At 66.9% G+C, this 26,612-nt stretch carries 28 protein-coding genes and 1 tRNA gene; 17 read left to right on the forward strand and 12 right to left on the reverse strand.

The genetic code is table 11. The features are described 5' to 3' along the window. The 5 genes from MK313_RS11300 to MK313_RS11320 all read left to right on the forward strand — a co-directional run. Positions 1–1,607, forward strand: a 1,607-nt coding sequence (locus MK313_RS11300; protein WP_287781647.1) for an efflux RND transporter permease subunit, incomplete at its 5' end; no start/stop codon positions are given. A 115-nt stretch (positions 1,608–1,722) separates the two neighbouring features. Next, positions 1,723–2,853 (forward strand): ABC transporter permease, encoded by a 1,131-nt coding sequence (locus MK313_RS11305; RefSeq protein WP_287781649.1) that lies wholly within the window; start codon positions 1,723–1,725, stop codon positions 2,851–2,853. Beyond that, a complete protein-coding gene (locus MK313_RS11310; protein ID WP_287781651.1) occupies positions 2,837–3,592 on the forward strand; it encodes an ABC transporter ATP-binding protein in 756 nt (251 codons plus the stop codon). The genes MK313_RS11305 and MK313_RS11310 overlap by 17 nt, the downstream gene beginning before the upstream one ends. A 10-nt stretch (positions 3,593–3,602) precedes the next feature. Beyond that, positions 3,603–4,583 (forward strand): MlaD family protein, encoded by a 981-nt coding sequence (locus MK313_RS11315; RefSeq protein WP_287781653.1) that lies wholly within the window; start codon positions 3,603–3,605, stop codon positions 4,581–4,583. Positions 4,584–4,588: 5 nt separating this feature from the next. Then, positions 4,589–5,137, forward strand: a complete 549-nt coding sequence (locus MK313_RS11320) for a membrane integrity-associated transporter subunit PqiC (RefSeq protein ID WP_287781655.1) — start codon at positions 4,589–4,591, stop codon at positions 5,135–5,137. 70 nt (positions 5,138–5,207) lie between these two features. Here MK313_RS11320 and MK313_RS11325 read toward each other — a convergent pair. After that, a tRNA-Arg gene (locus tag MK313_RS11325) sits at positions 5,208–5,284 on the reverse strand. A 497-nt stretch (positions 5,285–5,781) separates the two neighbouring features. On the opposite strand from MK313_RS11325, the gene MK313_RS11330 reads away from it, so the two are divergent. The 5 genes from MK313_RS11330 to recR all read left to right on the forward strand — a co-directional run bounded on the left by MK313_RS11330 (position 5,782) and on the right by recR (position 11,115). Further along, positions 5,782–6,885 (forward strand): hypothetical protein, encoded by a 1,104-nt coding sequence (locus tag MK313_RS11330; RefSeq protein ID WP_244922251.1) that lies wholly within the window; start codon positions 5,782–5,784, stop codon positions 6,883–6,885. Between the two features lie 157 nt (positions 6,886–7,042). Next, positions 7,043–7,537 carry a xanthine phosphoribosyltransferase gene (gene gpt / locus MK313_RS11335; protein WP_287781658.1) on the forward strand — a complete coding sequence of 165 codons (495 nt, stop codon included), beginning with the start codon at positions 7,043–7,045 and terminating at the stop codon, positions 7,535–7,537. Between the two features lie 77 nt (positions 7,538–7,614). After that, positions 7,615–9,312 carry a gamma-glutamyltransferase gene (gene ggt, locus MK313_RS11340; RefSeq protein WP_287781660.1) on the forward strand — a complete coding sequence of 566 codons (1,698 nt, stop codon included), beginning with the start codon at positions 7,615–7,617 and terminating at the stop codon, positions 9,310–9,312. Positions 9,313–9,335: 23 nt separating this feature from the next. Further along, on the forward strand, positions 9,336–10,514 hold the full coding sequence (locus tag MK313_RS11345; protein WP_287781662.1) for a class I SAM-dependent rRNA methyltransferase: 1,179 nt from the start codon (positions 9,336–9,338) through the stop codon (positions 10,512–10,514). Positions 10,515–10,521: 7 nt separating this feature from the next. Beyond that, positions 10,522–11,115 (forward strand): recombination mediator RecR, encoded by a 594-nt coding sequence (gene recR / locus MK313_RS11350; protein ID WP_287781664.1) that lies wholly within the window; start codon positions 10,522–10,524, stop codon positions 11,113–11,115. 3 nt (positions 11,116–11,118) lie between these two features. On the opposite strand, the gene MK313_RS11355 is transcribed toward recR, so the two are convergent. Then, a complete protein-coding gene (locus MK313_RS11355; RefSeq protein ID WP_008944565.1) occupies positions 11,119–11,595 on the reverse strand; it encodes a YbaK/EbsC family protein in 477 nt (158 codons plus the stop codon). A gap of 4 nt (positions 11,596–11,599) precedes the next feature. After that, entirely contained in the window at positions 11,600–12,772 is a 1,173-nt protein-coding gene (locus MK313_RS11360) for a DNA recombination protein RmuC (protein ID WP_287781666.1), read from the reverse strand. 130 nt (positions 12,773–12,902) lie between these two features. On the opposite strand from MK313_RS11360, the gene def reads away from it, so the two are divergent. Together def and fmt are read left to right on the forward strand one after the other, a co-directional pair. Beyond that, a complete protein-coding gene (def, locus tag MK313_RS11365; RefSeq protein ID WP_008944563.1) occupies positions 12,903–13,430 on the forward strand; it encodes a peptide deformylase in 528 nt (175 codons plus the stop codon). Further along, positions 13,430–14,353: a methionyl-tRNA formyltransferase gene (fmt, locus tag MK313_RS11370; protein ID WP_287781668.1), complete on the forward strand. Its 924-nt coding sequence runs from the start codon at positions 13,430–13,432 to the stop codon at positions 14,351–14,353. The genes def and fmt overlap by 1 nt, the downstream gene beginning before the upstream one ends. Positions 14,354–14,357: 4 nt before the next feature. Here the strand turns inward: fmt and MK313_RS11375 are convergent, their stop codons facing one another. After that, entirely contained in the window at positions 14,358–14,870 is a 513-nt protein-coding gene (locus MK313_RS11375) for a PAS domain-containing protein (RefSeq protein WP_287781670.1), read from the reverse strand. 131 nt (positions 14,871–15,001) lie between these two features. On the opposite strand from MK313_RS11375, the gene truA reads away from it, so the two are divergent. Next, positions 15,002–15,766 carry a tRNA pseudouridine(38-40) synthase TruA gene (truA, locus tag MK313_RS11380; RefSeq protein ID WP_287781672.1) on the forward strand — a complete coding sequence of 255 codons (765 nt, stop codon included), beginning with the start codon at positions 15,002–15,004 and terminating at the stop codon, positions 15,764–15,766. Here truA and MK313_RS11385 read toward each other — a convergent pair. The 6 genes from MK313_RS11385 to ubiA all read right to left on the reverse strand — a co-directional run bounded on the left by MK313_RS11385 (position 15,752) and on the right by ubiA (position 20,804). Beyond that, entirely contained in the window at positions 15,752–16,327 is a 576-nt protein-coding gene (locus MK313_RS11385) for a hypothetical protein (protein ID WP_121219510.1), read from the reverse strand. The two genes, truA and MK313_RS11385, sit on opposite strands and share 15 nt — an antisense overlap. Before the next feature lies 1 nt (position 16,328). Further along, the gene (gene dapE, locus MK313_RS11390; RefSeq protein ID WP_287781675.1) at positions 16,329–17,525 is read right to left on the reverse strand and encodes a succinyl-diaminopimelate desuccinylase; all 1,197 of its coding nucleotides are present in this window, start codon (positions 17,523–17,525) and stop codon (positions 16,329–16,331) included. Positions 17,526–17,536: 11 nt separating this feature from the next. Continuing rightward, positions 17,537–18,394 (reverse strand): 2,3,4,5-tetrahydropyridine-2,6-dicarboxylate N-succinyltransferase, encoded by an 858-nt coding sequence (dapD, locus tag MK313_RS11395; protein WP_008944557.1) that lies wholly within the window; start codon positions 18,392–18,394, stop codon positions 17,537–17,539. Between the two features lie 68 nt (positions 18,395–18,462). Then, positions 18,463–19,155 (reverse strand): pyrimidine 5'-nucleotidase, encoded by a 693-nt coding sequence (locus MK313_RS11400; RefSeq protein WP_287781677.1) that lies wholly within the window; start codon positions 19,153–19,155, stop codon positions 18,463–18,465. Positions 19,156–19,194: 39 nt separating this feature from the next. Continuing rightward, positions 19,195–19,863 (reverse strand): class I SAM-dependent methyltransferase, encoded by a 669-nt coding sequence (locus MK313_RS11405; RefSeq protein ID WP_287781679.1) that lies wholly within the window; start codon positions 19,861–19,863, stop codon positions 19,195–19,197. Next, entirely contained in the window at positions 19,860–20,804 is a 945-nt protein-coding gene (gene ubiA, locus MK313_RS11410) for a 4-hydroxybenzoate octaprenyltransferase (protein ID WP_287781681.1), read from the reverse strand. Before ubiA ends, MK313_RS11405 begins: the two co-directional genes overlap by 4 nt. A 49-nt stretch (positions 20,805–20,853) precedes the next feature. Here ubiA and MK313_RS11415 point away from each other — a divergent pair, with 49 nt between their 5' ends. From MK313_RS11415 to MK313_RS11430, 4 genes are all read left to right on the forward strand, one after another. Then, the gene (locus MK313_RS11415; protein WP_287781683.1) at positions 20,854–21,612 is read left to right on the forward strand and encodes a 16S rRNA (uracil(1498)-N(3))-methyltransferase; all 759 of its coding nucleotides are present in this window, start codon (positions 20,854–20,856) and stop codon (positions 21,610–21,612) included. A gap of 71 nt (positions 21,613–21,683) precedes the next feature. Continuing rightward, complete coding sequence (locus MK313_RS11420; RefSeq protein ID WP_287781685.1) at positions 21,684–23,048, forward strand: glutamate--cysteine ligase; 1,365 nt, start codon at positions 21,684–21,686, stop codon at positions 23,046–23,048. Positions 23,049–23,167: 119 nt separating this feature from the next. Then, positions 23,168–23,914 (forward strand): FadR/GntR family transcriptional regulator, encoded by a 747-nt coding sequence (locus tag MK313_RS11425; protein WP_008944551.1) that lies wholly within the window; start codon positions 23,168–23,170, stop codon positions 23,912–23,914. Next, positions 23,911–24,483 carry a cysteine hydrolase family protein gene (locus tag MK313_RS11430; RefSeq protein ID WP_287781686.1) on the forward strand — a complete coding sequence of 191 codons (573 nt, stop codon included), beginning with the start codon at positions 23,911–23,913 and terminating at the stop codon, positions 24,481–24,483. The genes MK313_RS11425 and MK313_RS11430 overlap by 4 nt, the downstream gene beginning before the upstream one ends. A 22-nt stretch (positions 24,484–24,505) precedes the next feature. Here MK313_RS11430 and MK313_RS11435 read toward each other — a convergent pair whose 3' ends face one another. Beyond that, positions 24,506–25,063 carry a PAS domain-containing protein gene (locus MK313_RS11435; RefSeq protein ID WP_008944549.1) on the reverse strand — a complete coding sequence of 186 codons (558 nt, stop codon included), beginning with the start codon at positions 25,061–25,063 and terminating at the stop codon, positions 24,506–24,508. Positions 25,064–25,190: 127 nt separating this feature from the next. Continuing rightward, positions 25,191–26,552 (reverse strand): amidase, encoded by a 1,362-nt coding sequence (locus MK313_RS11440; RefSeq protein WP_287781688.1) that lies wholly within the window; start codon positions 26,550–26,552, stop codon positions 25,191–25,193. Positions 26,553–26,612 lie beyond the last annotated feature (60 nt).

Raw genomic sequence — 26,612 nt, forward strand, 5'->3', positions numbered from 1 at the left:
AATCGCACGGCCGCCTCTATAATCTTCTGGAAGGGGCGTTCAACAGCTTCGCCAATGGCTATCGCCGGCTGCTGATCGGCTCGCTGAAGGTGCGCTTCCTGGTGGTGCTGGTTGGCCTGGGTGTCGCCGGGTCGAGCTATTTCCTGTTCACGAACCTGAAGTCGGAACTGGCGCCGACCGAGGATCGCGGCACCATCAACGTGTTCTCCAGCGCGCCGGAAGGGGCGACGCTGGAATTCGCCGATCATTACGCCCAGAAGTTCGAGAAGATGCTGCTGGACACGCCGGAGGTGGAGGGCGCCATCGTCATTACCGGCTTCCCCGATGTCACCCAGTCGGTCTCCTTCGCGCGCCTGAAGAACTGGGAGGATCGCGACCGCAAGCAGCAGACCGTGGTGGAGGAGCTGCAGAAGAAGCTGGCGAAGATCGCCGGCATCCGCGCCTTCGCCATCAACCGCCCGGCCTTCGGCCAGAATTCGCGCGAGCGGCCGATCCAGTTCGTGCTGCAGACCACCGCCAGCTATCAGGAGCTGGAAGGCTATCTGGAACTGGTCATGAAGGAGGCGCGGGACTATCCGGGCTTCGTCAACCTCGACGACGATCTGAAGCTGAACAAGCCGCAGCTCGATATTGATGTGGACCGCGAGAAGGCAGCCGATCTCGGCATCCCCATCTCGGTCATCGGGCGGACGCTGGAAACCCTGCTGGGCGGGCGCCAGGTCACGCGCTTCAACATGAATGGCGAGCAGTATGACGTCATTGTCCAGGTCGAGGATGCGGACCGCCGTACGCCGGGCGACCTGTCGGGCATCTATCTGCGCACGCCGCGCGGGGAGATGGTGCAGTTCTCCAACCTCGCGAAGGTGGAGGAGGTGGTCGCCCCGCGTGAACTGAACCGCTTCAACCAGCTGCGCTCTGCCACCATCACCGCCAATCTGGCGCCGGGCTACGCGCTGGGCGAGGGGCTGGTGTTCCTGGAAGAGACGGCCGCGCGCGTACTGCCGGCCAATGTGCAGACCGACCTGAACGGCCAGTCGCGCGAATTCCGCCAGGCCGGCCAGGCGCTCTATGTCATCTTCCTGCTGGCGCTGGCCTTCATCTATCTGGTGCTGGCGGCGCAGTTCGAGAGCTTCGTCGATCCGCTGATCATCATCCTGACCGTGCCGCTGTCGCTGACCGGCGCGCTGGCAGCGCTGTATTTCACCGGCAACACGATCAACATCTACAGCCAGATCGGATTGATCACGCTGGTCGGGCTGATCACCAAGCACGGCATCCTGATCGTGGAGTTCGCCAACCAGCTGCAGGAGCGTGGCATGAAGCTGCGCGAGGCGGTGGTGGAATCCGCCGTGCTGCGCCTGCGCCCGATCCTGATGACGACGGGCGCCATGGTGCTGGGTGCGGTGCCGCTGGCGGTGGCCACCGGTGCCGGCGCGGAAAGCCGCCAGGCCATCGGCTGGGTGATCGTCGGCGGCATGACCTGCGGCACGATCCTCACCCTGTTCGTGGTGCCGACCATCTATACGCTGCTGACCCGCCAGCGCGGCGGCGAGGCGCCGGAAATCCTGGCCGATCCGCAGAAGCCCGTCCCCAGCCCGGCAGAATGACCGGGGGCGTAAGGGAAGCGGAAATACCCCGCACGGTTGATCCCGGCCCATCCGCATTGTAGCACTGTCGGGAAGCGTGCCGCGCCGATGGCGCCAGAGGAGGGCTCTCCAGGCCATGCCCGCCAGGGACAATCGCATTGCCGTGTCGCGGGACGGCCGGACTGTCGTGCTGACCCTGTCCGGCAGCTGGACCATGACGGGACAGCCGCCGCGCCTGCGCGACCTGCTGGCCCAGCCCGCAGAGGCCGAGGGTACAAGCGTCACCGTCCGGGTGCGCGATCTGGAGCGCTGGGACGCAACCCTTCCCGCTTTCATCTATGCGCTGAAGGCGGAGGCCGCCCGCCGCGGCCAGAAGCTCCGCCTGGACGGGCTGCCCGAATCGCTGACGGCTGCCCTTGGACTTGCCGACAAGTCGGACCGCCCCGCGCCCCGCAACAAAGCATCGGATGGCGGCTTCGCCAGCCGGGTCGGCCTCGGCACGCTGGCTGAACTGCGCCGCCTGCGCACCGTCGTCGGATTCCTCGGCGATGTGATGCTGGAGCTGTTTGCGCCCCGGCGCGGCGTGCGCCAGCGTCCGCGCGCGTCGGAAACGCTGGCACTGTTCCGCGATGCCGGCGCCGGCACGCTGGCCATCGTTTCCATCGTCACCCTGCTGGTCGGCGCCATCCTTGCCTTTGTCGGTGCGGTGCAGCTGCGCAATTTCGGCGCCGGCATCCTGGTTGCCGATCTGGTGGGCATCGCCATGGCGCGCGAACTGGCGGCGGTGATGACCGCCATCGTCGTGGCCGGGCGGACCGGTGCGTCCTATGCCGCGCGGCTGGCCGCCATGCAGGGCAATGAGGAGATCGACGCGCTGAAGACGCTGGGCATCTCGCCTGTCGCCTATCTGGTGGTGCCGCGCGTGCTGGCGCTCTCGGCGATGATGCCGCTGCTCTACATCTATGGCACGGCGATGGGTCTGCTGGGCGGCATGCTGATCGCCATCGGCGTGCTCGACCTCAGCACTGTCGCCTATCTGGAACAGACGCGCGGCGCCATCGGGGGCGCCAATTTCGCGCTCGGCTTCGTGAAGAGCATCACCTTCGGGCTGCTGGTCGCCGCCGTCGGCTGTCGCTGCGGGCTGGCGGCGGGGCGCAGTGCCGCCGATGTCGGCAAGGCGGCGACGGATGCCGTGGTCATCTCCATCGTCGGCATCATCCTGCTCGATGCCGTCTTTGCGGTGTGCGCCAATGCCCTCGACATCTGAAACCGGCGTGAAACCCGCCCTGTCGGTGCGCGGCCTCACCATGGCCTATGGCGATGTGGTGGTGCAGCGCGCGGTGGAGTTCGATGTCGCGCGCGGCGAGATCTTCGTCATCATGGGCGGCAGCGGTTGCGGCAAGAGCACCCTCCTGAAGCATCTGATCGGCCTTCATCGTCCCGCCGCCGGCGAAATCCTGTATGATGGCGATACCCCGCTGGAGGGGCTGGGGGATATTGCCCGGCGTTTCGGGGTGCTGTTCCAGGGCGGTGCGCTCTGGTCGTCGATGACGGTGGGGGAGAATGTCGCCCTGCCGCTGGAGATATTCACGGGGCTGGGGAGGGAAGAGATCGCCGCCATGGTCGCCTTCAAGCTGGCGCTGGTCGGGCTCGCCGGGCGGGAGGATCTGTATCCTGCCTCGCTCAGCGGCGGTATGCGAAAGCGTGCCGGCCTGGCGCGCGCCCTGGCGCTGGACCCGGACATCCTGTTCCTCGACGAGCCGTCGGCCGGCCTCGACCCGATCAGTTCGCGCCGGCTCGATGACCTCATCCTGCAGATCAGGGACATGCTGGGGACCACCATCGTCATGGTGACACACGAGCTGGCCAGCATCTTCGCCGTGGCCGACAAGGCGATCTTCCTGGACGCGGAAACCAAAGTGCCGGCGGCAATCGGCAATCCGCAGGCGATGCTCGACACATCCGACAACAAGACGGTGCAGGCCTTCCTGCGCCGCGAGGCCTGAGCGGGGCAGCATGGCAGGCGGAACGGAACGCAAGGGGGCGGTGCTGGTCGGCGGCTTCGTGATCGCCGCCATAGCCCTTGCCGTCGCGGCGGCACTGTTCTTCGGCGCCGGCCGACTGTGGGAGCAGCGGCTCATCGCCGTCAGCTATTTCGATGGCTCGGTCGGCGGCCTCAGCATCGGCGCGCCGGTCAGCTTCCGGGGCGTGCCGGTGGGCCGGGTGGAGCGTATCCAGTTGCAGATATCGCCCGGCGAGGCCTCGGCCCAGATCGCGGTCTATATGTCGCTGGAAACGGATGTGGTGCGCCTGCCGAACGGCAGCCAGGCGATGTTGCAGATACCGGATTTCGACAAGCTGGGCGAACTGGGCCTGCGCGCCCAGTTGGTGACGCTCAGCCTGATCACCGGCCAGCTCGGCGTGCAGCTGGATTTCCGTCCGGAGACGCCAGAGCGGCTGCTGGCACTGGATGACAGCGTGCCGGAGATCGCCTCGATCCGCTCGGAAATCCAGGCGGTGAAGGACACGATTGCGGAGCTGCCGCTGCGCGAGGCGGTGGACAAGCTGATCGGCACGCTGACCGCCGTGCAGCGCCTCGCCGACATTGCTGCCGAGGAAATGGGCGGCATGTCCGGCCGGGTCGGCACGACGATGGACCGGCTGGATGACAGCCTCGACATGGCAACGGTGGTCCTGCTGGGGCTGGAGGAGGAGGTGCGCACCGCGCTGCGCTCCGTCACCGCGCTCAGCGACGGGGCAGGGGAGGAGGTCGGCGCCACGGCGGCGGATGTGCGCAAGGTGCTGGAGAATGCCGACCGCACCCTGGCGCAGCTTTCCGCCCTGACCGAGACCCTGAACCAGACCGTCGATGGCCGTTCGGTGCTGCGGCAGGATGCGGAATCGGCGATCCGCGACCTGGCGGTGGCCACGCGGGCGCTTCGCAGCTTCGCCGAAGCCATCGAGCGGGACCCCAACCTTCTGATCCTCGGGCGGTGAGCGAGATGCGGAACATGCTTTTGACCCGGCTTTCCTGCTTCTTCCTGCTGGTCCTGCTGCTGGCCGGCTGCACCGGCGGGCCGCGCCCCGATCCGCGCGTCGTCGTGCTGTCTAGCACGGCGGCCGCCGTACCGGCGACGGAGACGCGGATGGGCCGCATCGAGGTTGCGGAATATCTGCAGCGCCGCCATCCGGTCTGGCGGATGTCGGAAACCCAGCTGGTGGAACGCCGTGGCCAGTACTGGGGGGAGCGTCTTGAGGCCGGCATCCGCCGCGTGCTGGAGGCGGAGCTGGGCGCGCTGCGGCCAACCATGCCGGCTGGCGCGCTCTATGATGTGCGGATCGACAGGTTCGAGCCGGGGCCGGATGGCCAGGTGGCGCTGTGGGCCGGCTGGCAGCTTTCCGCTGGGGCAGGCGAGGCGCTGCGCAGCGGCCGGTTCCAGGCTTCGGAGGCGCTATCGCCCGGCACCGGCGATGGCGCGGAAGCCGCTGCCATGGCGGCGGCGATGAGCCGGCTGCTGGGCCAGCTTGCGCAGGAGATGGCGGCACGCTAGGCCGGAGATGGGCACAAAAAAACCGGGCCTGTGCTCAGGTCCCGGTCCGGTTCGCTTCAACAGCGGAAAATGGCGCGCCCGAGAAGATTCGAACTCCTAACCTTCTGATCCGTAGTCAGATGCTCTATCCAGTTGAGCTACGGGCGCTTTGTCGTCCGGGAAGGCCGTGTTGGCGGGCCACCCCCCAGCGAGGCGCGCACACTACTCAAAGCCTCCGGTAAACGCAATAGGCTATTGCGCGGAAAATCACGGGCCCTGCCCGGCGCCGGAAAACGCCGCCGGAGACCAGTAATTCGCCGGCTGCGGGACAGGAATATCCGTCTGTTCGCCGGCTTTTCCGGCCAGTTGGCGGTATCGCGGGTTAAATCAGCTTGTGACACTGCCAGGCTTTCGGTAGTATCGACGCAAAATTAAGCGGTTAGCGCGCGTTGCTGCAAAGATTCGATTAATTCGGGACATTCGATTAAATCGGGACTGGGCAGGGCGGCGTTTCGGGGGTTACGGTCTGCTGACCGCAGTCGGGGACAATAGAAACAAGCATGTGGCAGTCTGGAATGACAAAGTCCCGTTCATGGACAGGTCTTGTGGGGGCAGCGCTGCTACTCTCTGGGTGTTCCTTCACGTCGGACACGCTGTGGCCGACCTTGACGGGCGAAAATCCGGCGGGCGGCAGTCAGGGGCAGCAGGTCGCGATCGAGCCGTCTCCCGCTGAACGCAACGCTCAGCCGGTTCTCGGCGCACCGCCGCCGGCGCTTGGCAGCACCGATTTCAGGATCGAGCCGCCGCGCCCGGGCCAGCCGACCGGCACCTATGTCGGGCAGAAGGTGCAGGAGCTGCGCGAGGATCTGCGCCGCCTGCAAAGCTCGATTGCGCAGCACAATGATTCGCTGCAGCAGATCCGCAACACCATTGAGCAGAACGCCTCCGCCTATCACGGCATGGTCGCGGCGATCAATGCGCGCCTGCAGGTTGGCACCACGCCGGGCAACCCGGTGCTCGTCCAGCAGTGGGACCAGTCGCAGCGCCAGCTTGAGACGCTGAACAACGATGTCGGCCGGATGAACGAGCTGGCCAACCGCGCCGCCGCCGACAGTAATCTTTCCGCCTATCTGCTGCAGTCCACGCGGGCGGCCTATGGCCTGTCCGGCGCGGTCGAGGAAGATCACCGCCAGCTCGGCATCCTGGAAGACGATGTTAACCGCACCGTAGTGCTGATCGACCGTCTGCTGAACGAGATGACCGACGATGTGCGCCGCCAGTCGGCCTATATCAGCAACGAGCGCGGCAATCTCCAGACCCTGGCGCTCGGCATCAAGAATGGCCAGCTCTACGGTTCCAGCCTCGCCAACCGGGCCTTCATGCCGGCGATGGGCGTGGCCAGCACCGGCGGCCTGCCGGCGCAGCCGAACTATGTCGGCCCGGCCTCGCAGCAGGGCAGCCTGGCCGGCGGGCGTCCGCTGGTCGTGATCCGCTTCGACCGTCCAAACGTCGCCTATGAGGAGGCGCTGTACAGCGCGGTTTCCTCCGCCCTGCAGCGCCGGCCGGATGCGACCTTCGATCTGGTCGCCGTCAGCCCCAGCCAGGGCAATGCGGCACAGGCGGCGCTGGGTTCCAGCAGTGCCCGCCGCAATGCGGAGCGGGTCTTGCGCACGCTCACCGAAATGGGCCTGCCGCCGGCACGGGTGAACCTGTCGGCTGCCAGCAGCGGCGATGCGGGTGGCAGCGAAGTGCATCTCTATCTGCGCTGACGCGTGAAACTCTCTTAGTTCTGGAACCGGCGCCGGGGTCTCTCCGGCGCCGTTTTCGTTTGAGCGAGGCATTGCGACCCATTGCGACCGGAGGCCGGCTTCGGTATAGGCTGGCCGGATTGTCACGCCAGAACGTCCAAGGCCGGAGCCGCCGATCATGACCCAAGCCGCCGACAAGCCCTTTCTCGTCTCCTGGGAGGAACTGCACCGCGATGCGCGGGTGCTGGCCTGGCGGCTGCTGGAGCAGGGACCGTTCGAGCGCATCGTCGCCATCGCCCGCGGCGGGCTGGTGCCGGCGGCGGTGGTGGCCCGCGAGCTGGAAATCCGGCTGGTCGATACGGTCTGCGTGGCCAGCTACGACGATGCCAAGGCACTGGGCCAGCAGGGCGACATGCAGGTGCTGAAGGATGTGGCCGGCGACGGCACCGGCGTGCTGGTGGTGGACGATCTGGTCGATAGCGGCCTGACCGCGAAGCTGGTGCGCGACATGCTGCCGAAGGCGCATATCGCCACCGTCTATGCCAAGCCGAAGGGCAGGCCGCTGGTCGATACCTTCGTTACCGAGGTCAGCCAGGACACCTGGATCTATTTCCCCTGGGATCTGGGCGCGCAGCCGGTGCAGCCCATCGTGCTGGGGCGGAAGCCGCGCTGAGGCAGCCTCTCGCCCGAGCCCCTCGCCAAGACACCGGCTTGGCGTTACCCTGCCGGCGTTCCGGAACGGAGTGACATATGCGCCGCCTGCTGATCGCCTGTCTTGTCCTGTTGGCATTCCTCCCTGCCGTGCAGGCGGCCGAGCCGGCCCGCGCCACGAAATTCATGGCGGTCACCGCCAATCCCATGGCGACGGAGGCCGCGCTGAAGGCGCTGCGCGCCGGCGGGTCGGCCATTGATGCTGCCATCGCCGCGCAGATGGTGCTGACGCTGGTGGAGCCGCAATCCTCCGGCATCGGCGGCGGCGCCTTCCTGGTGCATTTCGACAAGAAGGCGGGCCGCACCACCAGCTATGACGGGCGGGAGACGGCGCCGGCGGCGGCGACGCCCGACCGCTTCCTCGACAAGGACGGCAAGCCGCTATCCTATTTCGACGCGGTGGTCGGCGGGCGCTCGGTCGGCGTGCCGGGCACGATGCGGGTGCTGGAGCTGGCGCACCGCAAGCATGGCAAGCTGCCCTGGGCCAGCCTGTTCGAGGAGGCCATCCGCCTGGCCGAGGAGGGCTTCCCGGTCCCGCCGCGCCTGGGCCGGGCGCTGATCCGCGAGAAGCACCTGACGCAGGACGTGGCGCGCGCCTATTTCTACAAGCCGGACGGCACCCCCTGGAAACAGGGCGAGACCCTGCGTAACCCGGCGCTGGCCGACACGATGCGCATCCTCGCGGCGGACGGTGCGAAGGCCTTCTACGGTGGCGCCATCGCGGAGGATATCGTGGCCACGGTTACCGGTGCGCCGCGCAATCCCGGGGACATGACCCTGGCCGACCTCGCCGGCTATGAGGCGAAGGAACGTCCGGCGGTGTGCGGCAGCTACCGCGCGCGGACGGTCTGCGGCATGGGACCGCCCAGCAGTGGCGGCATCACCGTGCTGATGGTGCTGGCCATGCTGGAGCGCTTCGACCTGCCGAACGAGAAGCGGCTGTCCAGCAATGCGGCGCACTGGATGCTGGAGGCGCAGCGGCTGGCCTATGCCGACCGCAACCTCTATATCGCCGACAGCGATTTCGTGGATGTGCCGGTGGCGGGGCTGCTGGACCGCGCCTATCTCGCCAGCCGCGCGCGGCTGATCGATGTCGCCAGCAGCACCGGCGAAAAGGCGGAGGCGGGCGACGTGCCGCGCAAGCGTACGCAGGATTTCGCGCCCGATGCCTCGCTGCAGCTGCCGGCGACCAGCCACCTCTCCATCGTCGATGGCGCGGGCAACGCGCTCTCCATGACCACCACCATCGAGGCGGAGTTCGGCTCCCGCCTGATGGTGCGCGGCTTCCTGTTGAACAATGAGCTGACAGATTTCTCCTTCCGGCCTGAGGCGGACGGGGTGCCGGTCGCCAACCGGGTGGAGGGCGGCAAGCGCTCGCGCAGTTCCATGTCGCCGACGCTGGTGTTCGGCAAGGACGGCCGGCTGGAATTCGTGACCGGCTCGCCGGGCGGCAGCCAGATCATCAATTACGTGCTGAAGACGATTGTCGGCGTGGTCGATTGGGGCCTTGACCCGCAGGCCGCCATCGAGCTGCCGAACATTTCCAACCGCAACGGCCCCAGCGAGATCGAGCGCCGCGCCGATGCCGATGCGCTGGCCAGCTCGCTGGCGGCGCGCGGCCACAAGGTGGAGCGCGGCCTGCTGGTCAGCGGGCTGCAGGCGATAAAGATACTGTCCGACGGCACGCTGCTGGGCGGCGCCGATCCGCGCCGCGACAGCCTGGCTGCCGGCGACTGAATTCCGTAACCGCAAGAGTACGCATGCATCCCACCGTCACCCTCGCCACCGGCCGCGACAAGCGCCTGCGCGGCGGCCATCCCTGGGTCTATGCCAACGAGGTGCAGATGACCCCGGCGCTGAAGGAACTGCCGCCGGGCAGCCTCGTCACGCTGGCCGATGCGCGCGGCGAGAAGCTGGGCACCGCCCTGTTCAATGCGAAGCCGCTGATTGTGGCGCGCTTTCTTGACGCCCGGCCGAACCTCGCCATTGATGCCGGCTTCCTTCGCACGCGGCTGGCCGCGGCGCTTGAGTTGCGCGAGCGGCTGTTCGCCGAACCCTATTACCGGCTGGTCCATGCCGAGGCCGACCGGCTACCGGGGCTGGTCATCGACCGGTTCGGCGACGCGCTCACCGTGCAGCTGAACAGTGCCGGCATGGACCGGCTGGAGGCTCCGCTGCTGGAGGCGCTGACCGACCTTTTGAAGCCGTCGCGCATAGTGCTGCGCAATGACAGCCCCGCCCGCACGCTGGAAGGGCTGGAGACCGGCATCCGCGCGGCGGTGGGCGGCGAAGGGCCGATTGAGCTGATGGAGAATGGCACGCGCTTCCGCTGTGATCCGCTGGGCGGGCAGAAGACCGGCTGGTTCTATGACCAGCGCGACAACCGCGCCTTCCTGGCGAAGCTGGCACAGGGCAAGCGGCTGATCGATGTCTATGCCTATATCGGCGGCTTCGGTATCGAGGCGGCGGTGGCGGGGGCGGCCGAGGTCACGCTGGTGGACCGCTCGAAACCGGCGATGGAGCTGGCGGCGGAGACGGCGGCGCTGAACGGCGTGGCTGACCGGGTGACGGCAGAGGCGGGCGACGCCTTCGAGACGCTGGAAAAGCTGGCTTCGGCCAAGCAGCGCTTCGATGTGGTGGTCTGCGATCCGCCGGCCTTCGTGAAGTCGAAGAAGGATCTGGCGGCAGGCCTGCGCGCCTATCAGAAGATGGCGCGGCTTGGGGCGGCGCTGGTGGCGCCTGGTGGCATCCTGTTCGCCGCCTCCTGCTCGCACAACGCGCCGGAGGAGGAATTCGCCAAGCAGATCGGCATCGGCCTCGCGAAGGCCGGGCGCAGCGGGCGTATCCTGCGCCAGGCGGGGGCCGGCCCCGATCATCCGGTGCATCCCTTCCTGCGCGAAAGCGCCTATCTTAAATCCCTGACCCTGCAACTGGATTGAGGCGCATATGCTGGGACCGGAGATTGAAAGGCTGATCCAGCTGCTGGCCCGCCTGCCGGGGCTGGGGCCGCGCTCGGCCCGGCGCGCGGCGCTGCAATTGCTGAAGCGCAAGGAGGCGCTGATGCTGCCGCTGGCCGAGGCGCTGTCGGTGGCGGCGGAGCGGGTCGTCACCTGCTCGGTCTGCGGCAGCTTCGATACCAGCGACCCGTGCGGCGTCTGCCGGGACGAGCGCCGCGACCCGTCGATCCTGTGCGTCGTCGAGGAAGTGGCCGATGTGTGGGCGCTGGAACGCGCCAGTGGCTTCAAGGGCCGCTATCACGTTCTGGGTGGTACGCTCTCTGCGCTCGATGGGGTGGGGCCGGAAGACCTCAACATCGCCTCCCTTGTCACCCGCGCCAGCGATCCGGCGGTTACCGAGGTGATCCTGGCGATGGACGCCACGGTCGATGGCCAGACCACCGCACACTACATCACCGACCGGCTGGCCGAGGCCAATGTGTCCGTTTCGCGCCTCGCCCATGGCGTACCGGTAGGCGGCGAGCTGGATTATCTGGACGATGGCACGCTGACTACGGCGCTGAAGGCACGGCGACCGGTTTAGGCGTTACGCCACTTCGGCGACCTGACCGCCGGTGAGGGTGGCGAGATCGCCAGGCGTCAGCCGGAACACCGCGTTGGGCGTGCCGGCGGCGGCCCAGATTTCGCTTAAGGCCAGCAGGTCGCGGTCGATGACGGTGATGGGCGCTTCCAGATGGCCGACCGGCGGCACCCCGCCAATGGCGAAGCCGGTACGGGCGCGCACGAACTCCGCATCCGCCTTGCCGATCTTCTCCTCGATCAATGCGCTGACCTTCTTCTCGTCCACCCGGTTGGCGCCGCTGGCAATCACCAGCACGGGCCGGTCGGATGTCTTGCCGCGGAAGATCAGCGATTTGGCGATCTGCGCCACGGTGCAGCCGATGGCGGCGGCGGCGTCCTCGGCGGTGCGGGTGGAGGCCGGGAATTCCCGCACTTCCAGCCCCAGCCCGTGGGCGGCCAGCGCTTCCTGAACGCGTTGCGCGGACGGTTTCAGCGTACTCATAGGTCTATTCTCCGGCGAGACGGTCGGGCGGCGGCACCAGCGGCGTTTCCTCCGCCGGACCCAGCTGCAATTCCTCGATCCGCCCGGCGCGCTTGGTCACCTTGTCGGTCGAGATGCGGATCTGCCTGATATCCTCGCCGGCCTGGTTGAAATGCGTCTGCAGCTTCTCGACGCGCTCGTCCAGCCGGCCAACATCGGTGCCCAGCAGCTGCACCTCGCGCTGGATGATGTGCGCCTGCTCGCGCATGCGGGCGTCCTTCAGGACGGCGCGCACCGTGTTCAGCGTCGCCATCAGCGTGGTCGGCGAGACGATCCACACCTTCTCGCGGTAGGACTGCTCCACCACATCGCCCAGATTGGCGTGCAGCTCGGCATAGATCGCCTCGGACGGCAGGAACATCAGCGCCGAATCGGCGGTCTCGCCCGGCACGATATAGCGGTCGCGGATATCGCGCACATGCTTCAGTACCGACGCACCCAGCGCCTTGCGGGCGACGTTCCGGGCGGCATCGTCCGCCGCGTTCTGCAGGGCGCGGTAGCCTTCCAGCGGGAATTTCGCGTCGATGCCGATGGGGCCGGGCGGGTTGGGCAGGATCAGCAGGCAATCGACGCGCCGCCCGTCGCCGATCTGCGCCTGGAACTGGTAGGCGTTGGGCGGCAGCACTGCCTGCACGAGGTTTTCCAGCTGCACCTCGCCAAAGGCGCCACGCGCCTGCTTGTTGGAGAGGATGTCCTGCAGCCCCACCACCTGGGTGGACAGCTCGGTGATGTTCTTCTGCGCCGCGTCGATGACGGCGAGGCGCTCCTTCAGCTCGGTCAGGGACTGGGTCGCCTGGGTGGAGCTTTTCTCAAGGCTCTCGCCGACCCGGCGGGTGACGTCGGCCAGCCTTTCCTCTACCGATTTGGAGAGCTGGCGTTCCTGCGCCTGCATCTGCTGGGCGAGCCGCGCCTGCGCGGCGGCCTGGCTCTCGGCAAGCTGGGACAGTCGCCCGGCCAGCTCCGCCTGCGCCGCCATCAGCTTCTCCGACATCAGGGCGGCCTGCTCGCGCGCCTGCACCTCGGCTTCGCTGCCGCCACGGTCGCGCAGGGCCAGCCAGAAGGCGAGCGCCAGCGCCAGCAGCGCGGCGCCGCCGGCAATCAGCATGATCAGGGTGGGATCAAGGGAATCGAGCATCATCCCTACTGTATATCGTGGCGTGGGACGGGGCGTCCACCAATGCTGCACACACTACGGCAAAGCTTGACGCTGCATGCGCTGCTGCTTAGGTAATGGCCGTTCACGCAAGTTCATTCGAATGGTTCCAATCATGGCCGTACTGCCCCTCGTCGTTGCTCCCGATCCACGCCTGAAGAAGAAGGCGCTGCCCGTCGAGCGTGTGGACGACACCATCCGCAAGCAGATGGATGACATGGTGGAGACCATGTATGCCGAGAACGGCATGGGACTGGCCGCACCGCAGGTCGGCATCTCCAACCGCGTCATCGTCATGGACATCGCCCGCAAGGACGAGGATCCGGTGATCTTCAAGATGGCGAATCCGGAAATCATCTGGGAATCGCCGGAGATCAAGAGCTACGAGGAAGGCTGCCTGTCGGTGCCGGAGCATTATGCCGAGGTGAAGCGTCCGGCCAGCGTGAAGATCCGATTTATCGACTATGAGAACGAAATCCGCGAGATCGAGGCGGACGGCGTGCTGGCGGTCTGCGTGCAGCATGAGATCGACCATCTGAACGGCGTGCTGTTCATCGATCACCTCTCCTCGCTGAAGCGCGGCATCATCGCGCGCAAGCTGCTGAAGGCGAAGAAGGCGATGGCCGAGCCGGCCAACGCGTAATGACCAGACTCCGCCTTGCCTTCATGGGCACGCCGGACTTCTCGGTCCCGGCGCTGAAGGCGCTGATCGACGCCGGGCACGAGATCGCCGCCGTCTATTCCCAGCCGCCGCGCCCGGCGGGGCGGGGCCAAAAGCTCACCCCGTCGCCGGTGCATGCCTATGCGGAAGCGCACGGCATCGACGTGCGCACGCCGAAGAGCCTGCGCAATGCGGAGGCACAGGCGGCGTTCGCCGCCCTGAATCTGGATTGTGCGGTGGTGGTGGCCTATGGGCTGATCCTGCCGAAACCGATCCTGGACGCGCCGCGCCTTGGCTGCGTGAACATCCACGCCTCGCTGCTGCCGCGCTGGCGCGGGGCGGCACCGATCCAGCGTGCCATCCAGGCCGGCGATGCCGAATCCGGCGTCAGCATCATGCAGATGGATGAAGGGCTGGATACCGGGCCGATGCTGCTTAGCGAAGCGGTGCCGATCACGCCGGAGACCACCGGCCAGAGCCTGCATGATGCGCTGTCCGGGCTTGGCGGACGGATGATCGTCATGGCGCTGTCCGGGCTGGCGGCGGGGACGTTGAAACCGGTGGCGCAGCCGGAAGCGGGCGTCACCTACGCCGCCAAGCTGGCGAAGGATGAGGCGCTGCTGGACTGGACGAAGCCGGCGGCTGATCTGGAACGGCAAATCCGCGCCTTCGATCCCTGGCCGGGCTCCTTCTTCCTGCATCAGGGCGAACGGCTGAAGGTGCTGAAGGCGGAACTAGCCGCAGGCAGCGGTACGCCCGGCACCGTGCTGGACGAAGCCCTGACCGTGGCCTGTGGCGCGGGGGCGCTGCGGCTGCTGCGCGTGCAGCGTCCGGGCAAGGCGGCAATGGAGGCAGACGCGCTGCTACGCGGCTATCCGCTGCCGAAGGGCACAATTCTGGGCTGACTGCTCAGGCGGCGTTGCTGATGTCCGGCAGCGGCCGGGCGGCGTCAGGGTTCACATGGATCAGTTCGGCCAGCGAGAAATACTGCACAACAGCCCCCAGCAGATGCGTCGTGCGGCCCGGCTCTCCGAACGGCAGCACCAGCCGCGAATAGCGGAAGATGGAGTTGCGCGCGGCAAAGCCGCTTTTCGCATAGGCCGGGCGCTGGGTCTGGCTGACGGCGCTCAGATGCTGGATCAGCGGCGCGGTGAAGTCGCGCGGCGTCACCTCGCTGATGCTGCGACCCGCCACGCGGCCACGATAGAAGCGCTGCACGGTTTCGCCCGCGAGGCGGATGATGTAATCCTCCGGGTCGCGGCGCACCTCGACCAGGTACAGCCGGTCCAGCGGAAAGGGCAACAGCACCGGGTCGAGATCGGCGCGGGTCGGCAGGACCCGGTCGCCACGGATCTCGTGCCAGTGCGCGAGCAGCTTCTGCAATTCGGGTTCCTCGACGGCACCCGGCTTGGGATCGTCCATCGCTTTCTCGGTCTTCTTCAAATCAGGGTATAAGGCGGTCTGCGCCTTTTGTTGCGGCGCAAAATGCGCCAAAGGGCCTAACAAATCGTTACGGACTTGTGACATTCCAGACAGGTGTGACAAAAAGCGCCATGCCACGGTATCGCCTTACCCTCGAATATGACGGACGCCCCTATGTCGGCTGGCAGCGGCAGAATAATGGTCCCTCCGTGCAGCAGGCGCTGGAAGAGGCGCTGACCCGGCTGACTGGAGAAACCGTGCAGCTGACCGCTGCCGGGCGCACCGATGCCGGCGTGCATGCGACCGCACAAATCTGCCATCTGGAAATCGACAAGGATATCGAGCCTGGCCGGCTGCGCGACGGGATGAACGCGCATCTGCGCGATGAATCCGTGGTCGTGCTGGCCGCGCACTACGCGCCTGAGGATTTCCATGCCCGCTTCTCGGCAGTGGGTCGGGCCTATCTCTATCGCATCCTGGACCGGCGGGCGCGGCCGGTGCTGGATCGGGGGCGGGTCTGGTGGCATCCCCGTCCGCTGGATGCCGGTGCGATGCAGGAGGCCGCGCAGCTGCTGCTGGGCACGCATGATTTTTCCAGCTTCCGCGCAAAGGAATGCCAGGCGGCCAGCCCGGTGAAGACGCTCGACCGGCTGGAGGTGTCACGCGTCGGGGAGGAGGTGCAGATGGTCGTCGAGGCGCGCTCCTTCCTGCATCATCAGGTGCGGAACTTTGCCGGCACGCTGGCGCTGGTGGGGCTGGGCACCTGGAATCAGGAGGATCTGCGCCGGGCGCTGGAGGCCCGCGACCGCCGCGCCGGCGGACCGACCGCGCCGCCGGACGGGCTGTACCTCACCCGCGTCGATTATCCGCCGGAGCTGCTGTCAGAAGGCGATTGACTGGCCGAGCAGCCGCACCATCAGCCCGACCACCATGTCGAAGAACACCACGGCGACGGCGGCCCCGGCACCGATGGCGAGGCCGGTGCGGGCGATGAACCACTGATAGATCAGGATGGCGACGAAGATCAGCATGGTTGCGAAGCCGGCCAGCGCATCGGGGAACACGCCGCCGACAGCCAGCGCGGAGACCAGCAGGAAGGCGACGATCTGCAGCAAGCTGGCCCAGTTATAGGCCACCATATAGTCGAAATAGCGTTCTTCCCGGTCCAGATGGCGGGCGACATAGACCATGACCAGCGGGAAGGCGAGCCAGGAGATCGCGTAGATCGCCGCCTCGCGCAGCAGGCCAAACAACCCGCCAATAGCAATCGGCGAATCGCCGCCGGCCAGCGCCAGCAGGCCGAAATGCGCCGGTGCCGCGATGGCGGCGGCAAAGAAGCTCTTCCAGAAGCCGTCGAGGCTGCGGTCGAAATATTCCAGCCCGCGCGCATCGAACCGCGCCAGACGCCAGGCGCCGTACAGCGCCTTCGCGATCTCCGCCTGGTTCGGCAAATTCATGCTAGCGGACCGTCTCTGTGCGGGCGAAGAAGGCGGTCAGCACGGCCCTGAAGATGTCGGCCAGCCGGCGGATATCCTCCACCGCCACGCGCTCGTCCACCTTGTGCATGGTCTGGCCGACCAGCCCGAATTCGGCGACCGGGCAGACCGAGCGGATGAAGCGGGCATCCGAGGTGCCGCCGGTGGTCGAGAGTTCCGGGCGCAGGCCGGTCACGCCTTCGACGGCATCCTGCAGCAGGTCGGAGAACCAGCCCGGTTCGGTGAGGAAGCTCTCGCCGCTCACCGAGCATTTCAGCTCGTAGCTGCCGCCATCGCTGCCCAGCCCCTCGTCGAAGATCTGGCGCAGCCAGGCTTCCAGCTTTTTCGAGGTCCACAGATCGTTGAAGCGGATGTTGAACACCGCCTTCGCCTGCGCCGGCACCACATTGGTGGCCGGGTTGCCGACATCCACCGTGGTGATCTGCACGGAGGAGGGCTGGAAATAATCGCTGCCTTCGTCGATGTAGGTCTTCGACAGCGGCGCCAGCATGCGCACCAGCCGGTGGATCGGATTGTCCGCCAGATGCGGGTAGGCGACGTGGCCTTGCGCGCCATAGACGGTCAGCCGACCGGTCAGGCTGCCGCGCCGGCCGATCTTCACCATCTCGCCCAGCTTTGTCGGGTTGGTCGGCTCCCCCACCACGCAGGCATCGATGGTCTCGCCGCGCGCCGCCATCCAGTCCAGCATCTTCTTCGTGCCGTTGATCGCCGGGCCTTCCTCGTCGCCGGTGATCAGCAGCACGATGGAGCCGGGCAGGGTGCCGACCGCCGCGATATAGGCCTGGGCGGCGGCCACAAAACTGGCGATGGAGGATTTCATGTCCACCGCGCCGCGCCCGTACAGCACGCCGTCATGGATTTCGGCGGCGAAGGGATCGACGGTCCATGCCGCCGCATCGCCCACCGGCACCACGTCGGTATGGCCGGCATAGCAGAACACCGGCCCCGCCGTGCCGATGCGGGCATAGAGATTATCGACCGGCGGCGTGCCCTCCTCCTCGAAGCGCAGCCGCTCGCAGGTAAAGCCGATACCCTCCAGCGCCCGCGCCAGCACGTCGAGCGCGCCCTCGTCTGCCGGCGTGACGCTGGGGCAGCGGATCAGCGCCTGGGCGAGGGAGACCGGGTCGAGTGCCCCGGTGGCAGGGTCCTGGAGGGCCATCGGAATCAGCCTCAGTCGCGCAGCAAATCGTTGATCGAGGTCTTGGAGCGGGTCTGCGCATCCACCCGCTTCACGATGACGGCGCAATAGAGCGACGGGCCGGGCGTGCCGTCCGGCAGCGGCTTGCCGGGCAGGCTGCCTGACACCACCACGGAATAGGCCGGCACGCGGCCCATGAAGATTTCGCCGGTGTTGCGGTCGATGATCTTGGTGGATTTGGAGATGAAGGTGCCCATGGACAGGACCGAGCCTTCCTCCACGATCACGCCCTCGACGACTTCGGAGCGCGCGCCGATGAAGCAATTATCCTCGATGATGACCGGGTCGGCCTGCAGCGGCTCCAGCACGCCGCCGATGCCGACACCGCCGGACAGGTGCACATTCTTGCCGATCTGCGCGCAGGAGCCGACGGTGGCCCAGGTATCGACCATGGTGCCGCTATCGACATAGGCGCCCAGATTCACGAAACTCGGCATCAGCACCGCGCCGGGAGCGATATAGGCGGAGCGGCGGACCACGCAGTTCGGCACGGCGCGGAAGCCGGCGGCGCGGAACTTCGCTTCGTCCCAGCCGGAGAACTTGGAGGGCACCTTGTCGAACCAGGGCGAGGGGCCGCGCACCGGGTCGGTCGGGCCGCCGGGGATCGGCGCCATGTCATACAGGCGGAAGGACAGCAGCACCGCCTTCTTCAGCCACTGATGCACCACCCAGGAACCGGTCTCCTTCGAGGCAACGCGGTATTTGCCGGAATCCAGCCCCTCCAGCGCCGCCTCGACGGCGTCGCGGATCTCACCCTTGGTGGTGAGGCCGACATTGGCCCGGTCTTCCCAGGCGGCATCGATGGTGGCTTGCAGGGAGGCGTCGCTCATGGCCGGTTTCCTCGAAATTGGTACGGTCTGAAAGGCGGGCGAGAGGATGGTATGACCACCCTCCCAAGTCAACTGCCGCCGGGCGTATCGGGGGCTTTCGCGGTTAGTGTCTCCAGCCAGCCGGCCAGATCGTCGGTGGCGTGGTGGATATGGTCGCCCTCGCTGCCGTCCTTCGCCCAGTCGGGACTTCCCGTGACCCACACCGTCGTCATGCCGAGGGCGGCGGCGGGCACCAGGTTACGGGCGATATCCTCAACCATCGCGGCGCGGCGCGGATCGACGGCGTGACGCTTTACGAAGCGGTCATAAGGGGCGGGGTCGGGCTTCGGCGTATAGTCCGCTGCAACGATGTCGAAGATGCCGGCGAAGCCATTGAGGCCGAGGCGCTCCAGCACCCGTTCGGCATGTCGCACTGTGCCGTTGGTGAAGATCAGCTTCTCGCCCGGCAGGGCTTCCAGTGCCGCCTTCAGCCGGCTGCAGGCAGGCACCGGCGCATAGTCGATATCGTGGACGTAATCCAGGAAGTCGGTCGGCGGCACGCCATGTTCCAGCATAAGGCCGCGCAGCGTGTAGCCGTATTTGCGGAACATCGCCTTCTGCAGCGCGCGGGCCTCCTCGGGCGGCAGCTTCAGCGTCTCGGAGATGAAGCCGGTCATGCGCCAGTCAATCTGCGAGAACAGGTTGCACGACGCCGGGTAGAGCGTGTTGTCGAGATCGAAGACCCAATGGTCGATCTGGCTGAGGGCGCTTGTCTGGTTCATGCCCCTAATCTAGGGCGGCGGATGCGGAAGGGGAATGGACTATCCCGGCAGCACCTGCCAGACGGCGGTATGTCGGATGTCGCGGTCTTCCAGGTCGCGGCTGACCGGCACCGCGAAGTCGCCCAGCTTGTACAGCCCGTCCGCCGGTGCGTAGGCCCGGCCCGGATCGCCCAGCAGCACGGTGGTGCCGCGCGATGCCGCGGCGCGCAGCCAGCCCATCACACGCCCGGCCATCGGCTTTTCGTAGCAGAGATCGCCGGCCAGGATGACATCCCAGCCGCGTGCCGGCCCTCCCTGCGCTGAATCATCCAGCAGGTCGCGGTCCAGCACATCGACGGCGACCTTGTTGGCCGCCGCGTTCAGCGCGATGGCGGCCAGCGCCAGCGCGTCGATATCGTTCGCCGTCGCCTGCGCCGCACCGGCCTTCATGGCGGCGATGGCGGCAATCCCGCCCCCGGCGCCGAGGTCGAGCACCTGCTTGCCCTTCACCAGTTCCGGCCGGTCGAGGATCAGCCGCGCCACCGCCTGTCCGCCCGGCCAGGCAAAGGCCCAGTAGGGCGGCGGAATGCCCTGGCGCTCAAGGTCAGCCTCCGTCATCTCCCACAGCGGCATGACGGCGTCGGCCAGATGCAGCAGGATTTCCGGGACCAGCGGGGCGCTCCGCCGGCTCGTGTTACGGGTGACGAAGCCTTCCGGGTTGTCGATCACGCAAGGACCTGACCGGCAACCAGCGCCGCCAGCACGATCAGCCCGAAATCGCGGTTGGAGCGGAAGGTGCGCAGGCAATCCGCCGGATCGTCGATATCGAGCCGCCCGGCCTGCCAGAGAAGCTGCGCCGCGCCGAGGGCGAGGACGGCCCAGAACGGCCAGGCAAGGTCCGCCAGCCAGCCGGCGGCCGCGATGCCCAGCAGGGTCAGCGCATAGAAGGCGAACAGCGCCGGCCTGGTATTACGGCCCAGCGCCAGGGCGGAGGATTTCACTCCAACCTTCAGGTCGTCTTCCCGGTCCTGATGGGCGTAGATCGTGTCATAGCCCAGCGTCCAGGCGATGCTGGCGGCATAGAGGATCAGCGCCGGCAGGTGCAACTCCCCCGCAACGGCGGCATAGCCGATCAGGATGCCCCAGTTGAAGGTGACGCCCAGCACGAATTGCGGCCAGTAAGTGATGCGCTTCATGAAGGGGTAGAGCACGATCAGCCCGACGACACCGGCCCCGAGCGCCCAGCTGTAGGGATTAAGTGACAGCAGCACGGCCAGCCCGATGGCGCACATAACGGCGATGAAGATCAGCGCCTGCCGAACCGACAGGGCGCCGCTGGCCAGCGGGCGCGTGCGGGTGCGCGCCACCTTGCGGTCGATATCGCGGTCGGCCAGGTCGTTCACCGCGCAGCCCGCCGCCCGCATGGCGAAGGAGCCCAGCACGAACAGCGCCATCAGCAGCGGGTCGGGCCAGCCATCCGTCGCCAGCGCCTGTCCCCACCAGCAGGGAATGAGCAGCAGCCAGGTGCCGATCGGCCGGTCGAAGCGGCCAAGGCGCAGATAGGCGCGCGACCAGCCGGGCATAAGCCGGTCGATCCAGCTGTCCGCCGGGATATCGATCCGCGTATCGGGCGAATTATCGGGCCGTGAACTTCCGGGTCCGTTCTGCATGGGCTATCGTGCGCCGATTCCTGTTAGACCCTTGGAGAGTCGTTCTCTCATGGCCCGTTTGTATCAGACCCGCCTCCATACTGGCGAGAGCCTCGCGGCGGGTGTCGCCGTGACCCTGCCCAAGGGGCAGGCGCATTATTTGCGCAGCGTGCTGCGGCTGTCGCCCGGCGACCGGCTGGCGCTGTTCAACGGGCGCGACGGCGAATGGCTGGCGGAAATATCCGACCTCGGCAAGGCCTCGGCCCTCGTCACGCCGCTGGAGCAGCTGCGCCCGCAGGCGGTGGAGCCGGATCTCTGGCTGGTCTTCGCGCCGCTGAAGCATGCCCGCATCGACTATCTGGCGGAAAAGGCGACGGAGCTTGGCGTCTCCGCCCTGTGCCCGGTCTTCACCCAGCGCACCATCGTCTCCCGCGTGAATGAGGAGCGGCTGCTGGCCAACGCCATCGAGGCGGCCGAACAGTCGGAGCGGCTGTCGGTTCCCGAGGTGATGCCCGCCCGCAAGCTGGAAGCGGTGCTGGCGGACTGGCCGGCCGGGCGGCGGCTGCTTGTCTGCGACGAAACCGGCGGCGGCCGGCCCATTTCGGAAGCGCTGGCGGATAATGTCTCTGGGGGAAATGCTGTATTGATCGGACCGGAAGGCGGGTTCACGGAAACGGAACTTGACGGGTTGCGGAAACTTCCCTTTGTTACCGCGATCAGCCTTGGGCCACGGGTGTTGCGCGCCGATACGGCGGCCCTCGCGGCCCTTGCCTGCTTCCAGGCCATCGCCGGCGACTGGCGGCAGGGACGCCCGGATTTCCGGGGGTAGGCTTAAGAGCATAAAGCGCCATTGGCCATCCGGCCCCAGAAGCCATCTTTCGAGCCTGAGGAATCGTCCGCATGTCCCGTCCGCCCGAGAGTCAAGGCGAGCCGATCACTGACAAGCGCCAGCTGGTCGAGTATCTGGCCTCCGCCGTGAAGCCGAAATCCGACTGGCGCATCGGCACCGAGCACGAGAAGTTCGCCTACGATCTGAAGAGTCTGCGGCCGCTGCCCTATGAGGGCGAGGCCGGCATCCGCGCGATTCTCGAAGGCATGCTGCGCTTCGGCTGGGAACCGATCCGCGAGGGCGACAAGATCATTGCGCTGTCGATGGACAAGTGCGCGATCACGCTGGAGCCGGGCGGCCAGTTCGAGCTGTCGGGCGCGCCGCTGGAGACGCTGCACCAGACCTGTTCGGAGGTGCATCAGCACCTGGCCCAGGTGAAGGAGGTCTGCGGCGAGATCGGCGCCGGCATGATGGGGCTGGGCTTCAACCCGAAATGGCGCCGTGAGGACATCCCCTGGATGCCCAAGGGCCGCTACAAGATCATGCGCGACTACATGCCCAAGAAGGGCAGCCTCGGCCTCGACATGATGCTGCGCACCTGCACCATCCAGACCAACCTCGACTTCCTGAGCGAGGCGGACATGGTGCAGAAGTTCCGCGTCAGCCTGGCCCTGCAGCCAGTGGCGACGGCGCTGTTCGCCAGCTCGCCCTTCACCGAGGGCAAGCCGAACGGCTTCCAGAGCTTCCGCAGCCACATCTGGACCGATACCGACCCCGACCGTTGCGGCGTGCTGCCCTTCGTGTTCGAGGACGGTATGGGCTTCGAGCGCTATGTCGATTACCTGCTCGATGTGCCGATGTACTTCGTCTATCGCGACGGGCAGTACATCGATGTCGCCGGCCAGTCCTTCCGCGACTTCATGGAAGGCCGGCTGCCGGGCCTGCCCGGTCAGATCCCCGGCATGGGTGACTGGACCGACCACATGACCACCTCCTTCCCGGAAGTGCGGCTGAAGCGCTATCTGGAGATGCGCGGCGCCGATGGCGGGCCGTGGCGGCGCATCTGCGCGCTGCCGGCCTTCTGGGTCGGGCTGCTCTATGACGATACGGCGCAGAACGCCGCCTGGGACCTGGTGAAGGACTGGACGCTGGAGGATCACCAGACCCTCCGCGATTCGGTGCCGCGCCTCGGCCTGCGGACGCCGTTCCGCGGCGGTACGGTGCGCGACCTGGCGCTGGAATGCCTGAAGATCGCACGGGCCGGCCTGCGCGCCCGCGCCTTCCGCGATTCGATGGGCGATGACGAGACGCATTTCCTCGACACGCTGGTCGCCATTGCACAGGGCGACCGCACCCAGTCCGACGAGATGCTGGAGGCCTATGGAGGCCGCTGGGGCGGCTCGGTCGATCCGGTGTTCCGCGAATACGCATATTAGCGCCTTCGATTTAGAATACTTCTAACTTATTGGCTTTATTGGAAAACTGCCTTGACCTGTGTGTCAGGCTGGGGCTAGCTGTCTGAAAATCAGACCAGTGACAGCAGCCGATTCCGCTCATGCAGCCGTCCGACGAGCGCTTTCAGGAGCTTCCGCGCCAGCGCGTGGCCGACCGCATCGCGGCTGAGCTGCGGCGGCTGATCGCTGTCGGCGAGCTGGGGCCGGGGGAGCGTCTGCCTGGCGAACGCCAGCTGGCCGAGATGATGAATGTCAGCCGCGTCTCGGTGCGCGCAGCGCTGCAGCAGCTGAAGGCGCAGGGGCTGGTCGATGCGGTGCAGGGCGGCGGCACGCGCGTCCTGTCCAGCGTGCGCCATCTCGACCTGCCGCTGACCGAGCTGGTGAAGGAGAATGTCACCAGCCTGCACGACCTGATGGAGATCCGCGGCGCGCTGGAGGTCTGGGCGGCCCGCCGCGCGGCGCTGCACGCGACGCCGGATCAGGTGGCCGAGCTGGCCTCGATCCTCGACTCGATGGCGGATTCCTGCCGGGTGCGTACCTACAAGGCCAGCGACGATCTGCGCTTCCATCTGGTGATCGCGCGGGCCACGGCCAGCTGTGTCTATATGCATATGCTGGAAACCCTGCGCGACATAATGGTCGAGATGCTGGCCTTCCATCGCTATGAGCTGCTGGCCAGCGAGCGGGACGATCTGGCGCTGCTGGAGCAGCACCGCGCCATCTACGAGGCGGTCCGTGATCGTGATCCGGATCAGGCGGCCCGCGCCATGGAGGCGCATCTCGGCTGGATTCTCGGCCATTACGAGAAGGAACGGCGCCGCCGCGATATCGAGCAGGCAGCGGAGTGACCCCACTGCCGCCGACCGCCTGCCTGCTGCTGATTGACCTGCAACAGGCCATCGATGACCCGCGCTGGGCAGTAGCAGGACCGCGCAACAATCCCAGCGCCGAGGCGCATGTCGCCAGCCTGCTGGAGGGCTGGCGCCGTACGGGTCGGCCGGTCATCCATGTGCGCCACGATTCGGTCAACCCCGACTCAACCTACAGGCCGGGGCAGCCGGGCCATGACTTCAAGCCGGAAACCAGGCCCGCATCGGGCGAGAAAATCATTGGCAAGAAAACGAACAGCGCTTTCATCGGCACCGGGCTGGAAGATTATCTGCGCCAGGCCGGCATCGACATGCTGATCGTGGCGGGCGTCATCACCAACAATTCGGTGGAGGCAACGGTGCGTATGGCGGGCAACCTGTCCTTCGATAACTGGCTGGTTGGCGATGCCTGCTTCACCTTCGCGCGCCACGACCTGTCGGGGCGGCTCTGGCATGCGGAGGAGGTACATGCCCTGTCGCTTGCCAATCTGGATGGGGAATACTGCACTGTCACGGATACGGCAGCGATGCTGGCGCGGCTGGGTTAAGCCGAGCCTCATTCAGACGGGTTCAGCACTGCAGCTTGCAGCCGCCGATGACGGCGTCATTCTCCACGACCATCTCCGAGGCATAGCGCCCGACATCCAGTTCCGACGGCACCTCGGTCGGCCGGCCGAACAGCGGCACCAGCCCGCCCAGCAGGATGTAGGGCCGGCCTGTCTCGTCCGTTACCGGCAGGATCATCCCCTCATAGGCACGGTAGCGCCGGTTGAAGGCGTGGTTGGTACGCACCACCACGAAGGGATCGCAATCGCGCAGGCAGCGCAGATGGCCGGCCTGCAGCCGCTCGAACAACAGCGGATTGCTTTCGCGGTGCGCCTGCTCGAAGGTGCGCCCCCGGAAGTCCGCGCCGGAAAAGTCGGTATAGGCGGTGCCGAACAACCGCCCGGTCAGCGTGGTGCCGTCCTTTTCCAGCTGCCACATATAGATGTGGCGCAGCAGCTGCGGAATGTCGGTCGGGTCGATCTCGTCGCGGCTTGGCGCAGGCTTTCCACCCAGGCGGGACGACCAGTAGTCGTATATGGCCCGGTTCTGCTCCGTGTAAATCACGTCGCGGAAGGCTGGCATTCTACCATCCTGACTGCTCCGACCAGAGCCCGGCCCGAAAGCCGGCCCGGTCGGAGCGTTCATTAACCTTTCATTAACTATGTTCCGATCGTGGCGCCGGAACAACCCTTTATCCACAAAAGGGAATTCACCCTTGCGTGAGGAAGCTGTCCATCAGCCACCGGGCATGGCCGGTGACCTTGGCATCCTCGTGCGGGAATCCGCCCAGCTGCACGCCCAGCGGCATGCCGTCGGCAGCCAGCAGCGGCAGGCTCCAGACCGGCGTGCCGGTCATCGATGTGGCGGCGTTCATGGCGGGACTGCCCGTGCTGTGCAGACCCTTCGGGGCCGGGCCGGGAGAGGACAGGGCAATGAAGCCGTCGGCCTTGGCTTTCAGGGCGGCATAGGCCTTGCGGACCTGATCGCGCCGTTCCAGCATCGCGCGGTAATCGTCCAGCGTCTGCTTATCGGCCTCGGCAAGGCGTTCCAGCATGGACTCGCTCAGCATGCCGGGGCCGCGCTCGCGATAGGCGCCCAGCGGCCAGCGCAGCTCGAACAGGCAGATCTGCAGCGTCAGCTCCAGCGCGTCGGCGGTCAGGGCTTCATAGGTCTCGACATCGGCATCCTCGGCACGGCTGATGATGGTGACGCCCTGGCGCTTCAGATGCTCGATGACGGTCTCGAAGGCGGCCTTGCTCTCGTCATCCACCGAGGGCCAAAGGACAGTCTCAAGGCGCACCAGCCGGGTCGGCTTCGTCGGTGCCATCGGCTCCAGCGCGCCATACAGGCCGGGATAGCCGACATCGCCGCCAGCCAGGTTGGCGATCTGCCAGCAGGTCGCCCAGGCATCCTCGATGGAGCCGGCATGGATACCGATATGGCTCTGGCTGAGCGAGGAATGGCCGCCGCCGCGGTTCAGCGCGCCATAGGTCGGCTTGATCGCCACATTGCCGCAATAGCCGGCCGGACGGATGACAGAGCCGGCGACCTGGCTGCCGATGGCGGCGGGCACCATGCCGGCGCCGATGGCCGCCGCCGAGCCGGAGGAGGAGCCGCCCGGCGTGCGGCCCGGATCGAACGGGTTGCGGGTCTTGCCGGGGAAGGAGAAGCCCAGCTCCGTCGTCACCAGCTTGCCCAGCACCACCGCACCGGCCTTGCGCAGGCCATGCACATGGGCAGCGTCGCGGCCTGATTCCCACCCGGCCCAGACCGGGCTGCCCATCTGCGTCGGCATGTCCTTGGTCTCGAACAGATCCTTGATGCCGATGGGCATGCCATCGATGTTCGACAGCGGCCTGCCCTCGGCATAGCGCCTGGTGGCCTCGTCGGCGGCGGCGCGGGCACCGTCGATGTTCATCACGACGAAGGCCTGCACTTCCGGCTCGCGGGTCTCGATCACGTCGAGGCAGCGCTCCAAATAGGCGCGCGGCGTATCCCGCCCGTCCAGGAAGCGCGGCACCGCGTCATGAAAGGTCAGCAGTTTCTGCGTACGCGGATCGTAGGTCGCCATTGGAGCCTCCCGGTTGTCATTTATCCTGACATCTTAGGCAGGCCCGGAAGACATCGCCAA

Source organism: Oceanibaculum sp. (assembly GCF_022449305.1).
Lineage (GTDB): Bacteria > Pseudomonadota > Alphaproteobacteria > Oceanibaculales > Oceanibaculaceae > Oceanibaculum > Oceanibaculum indicum.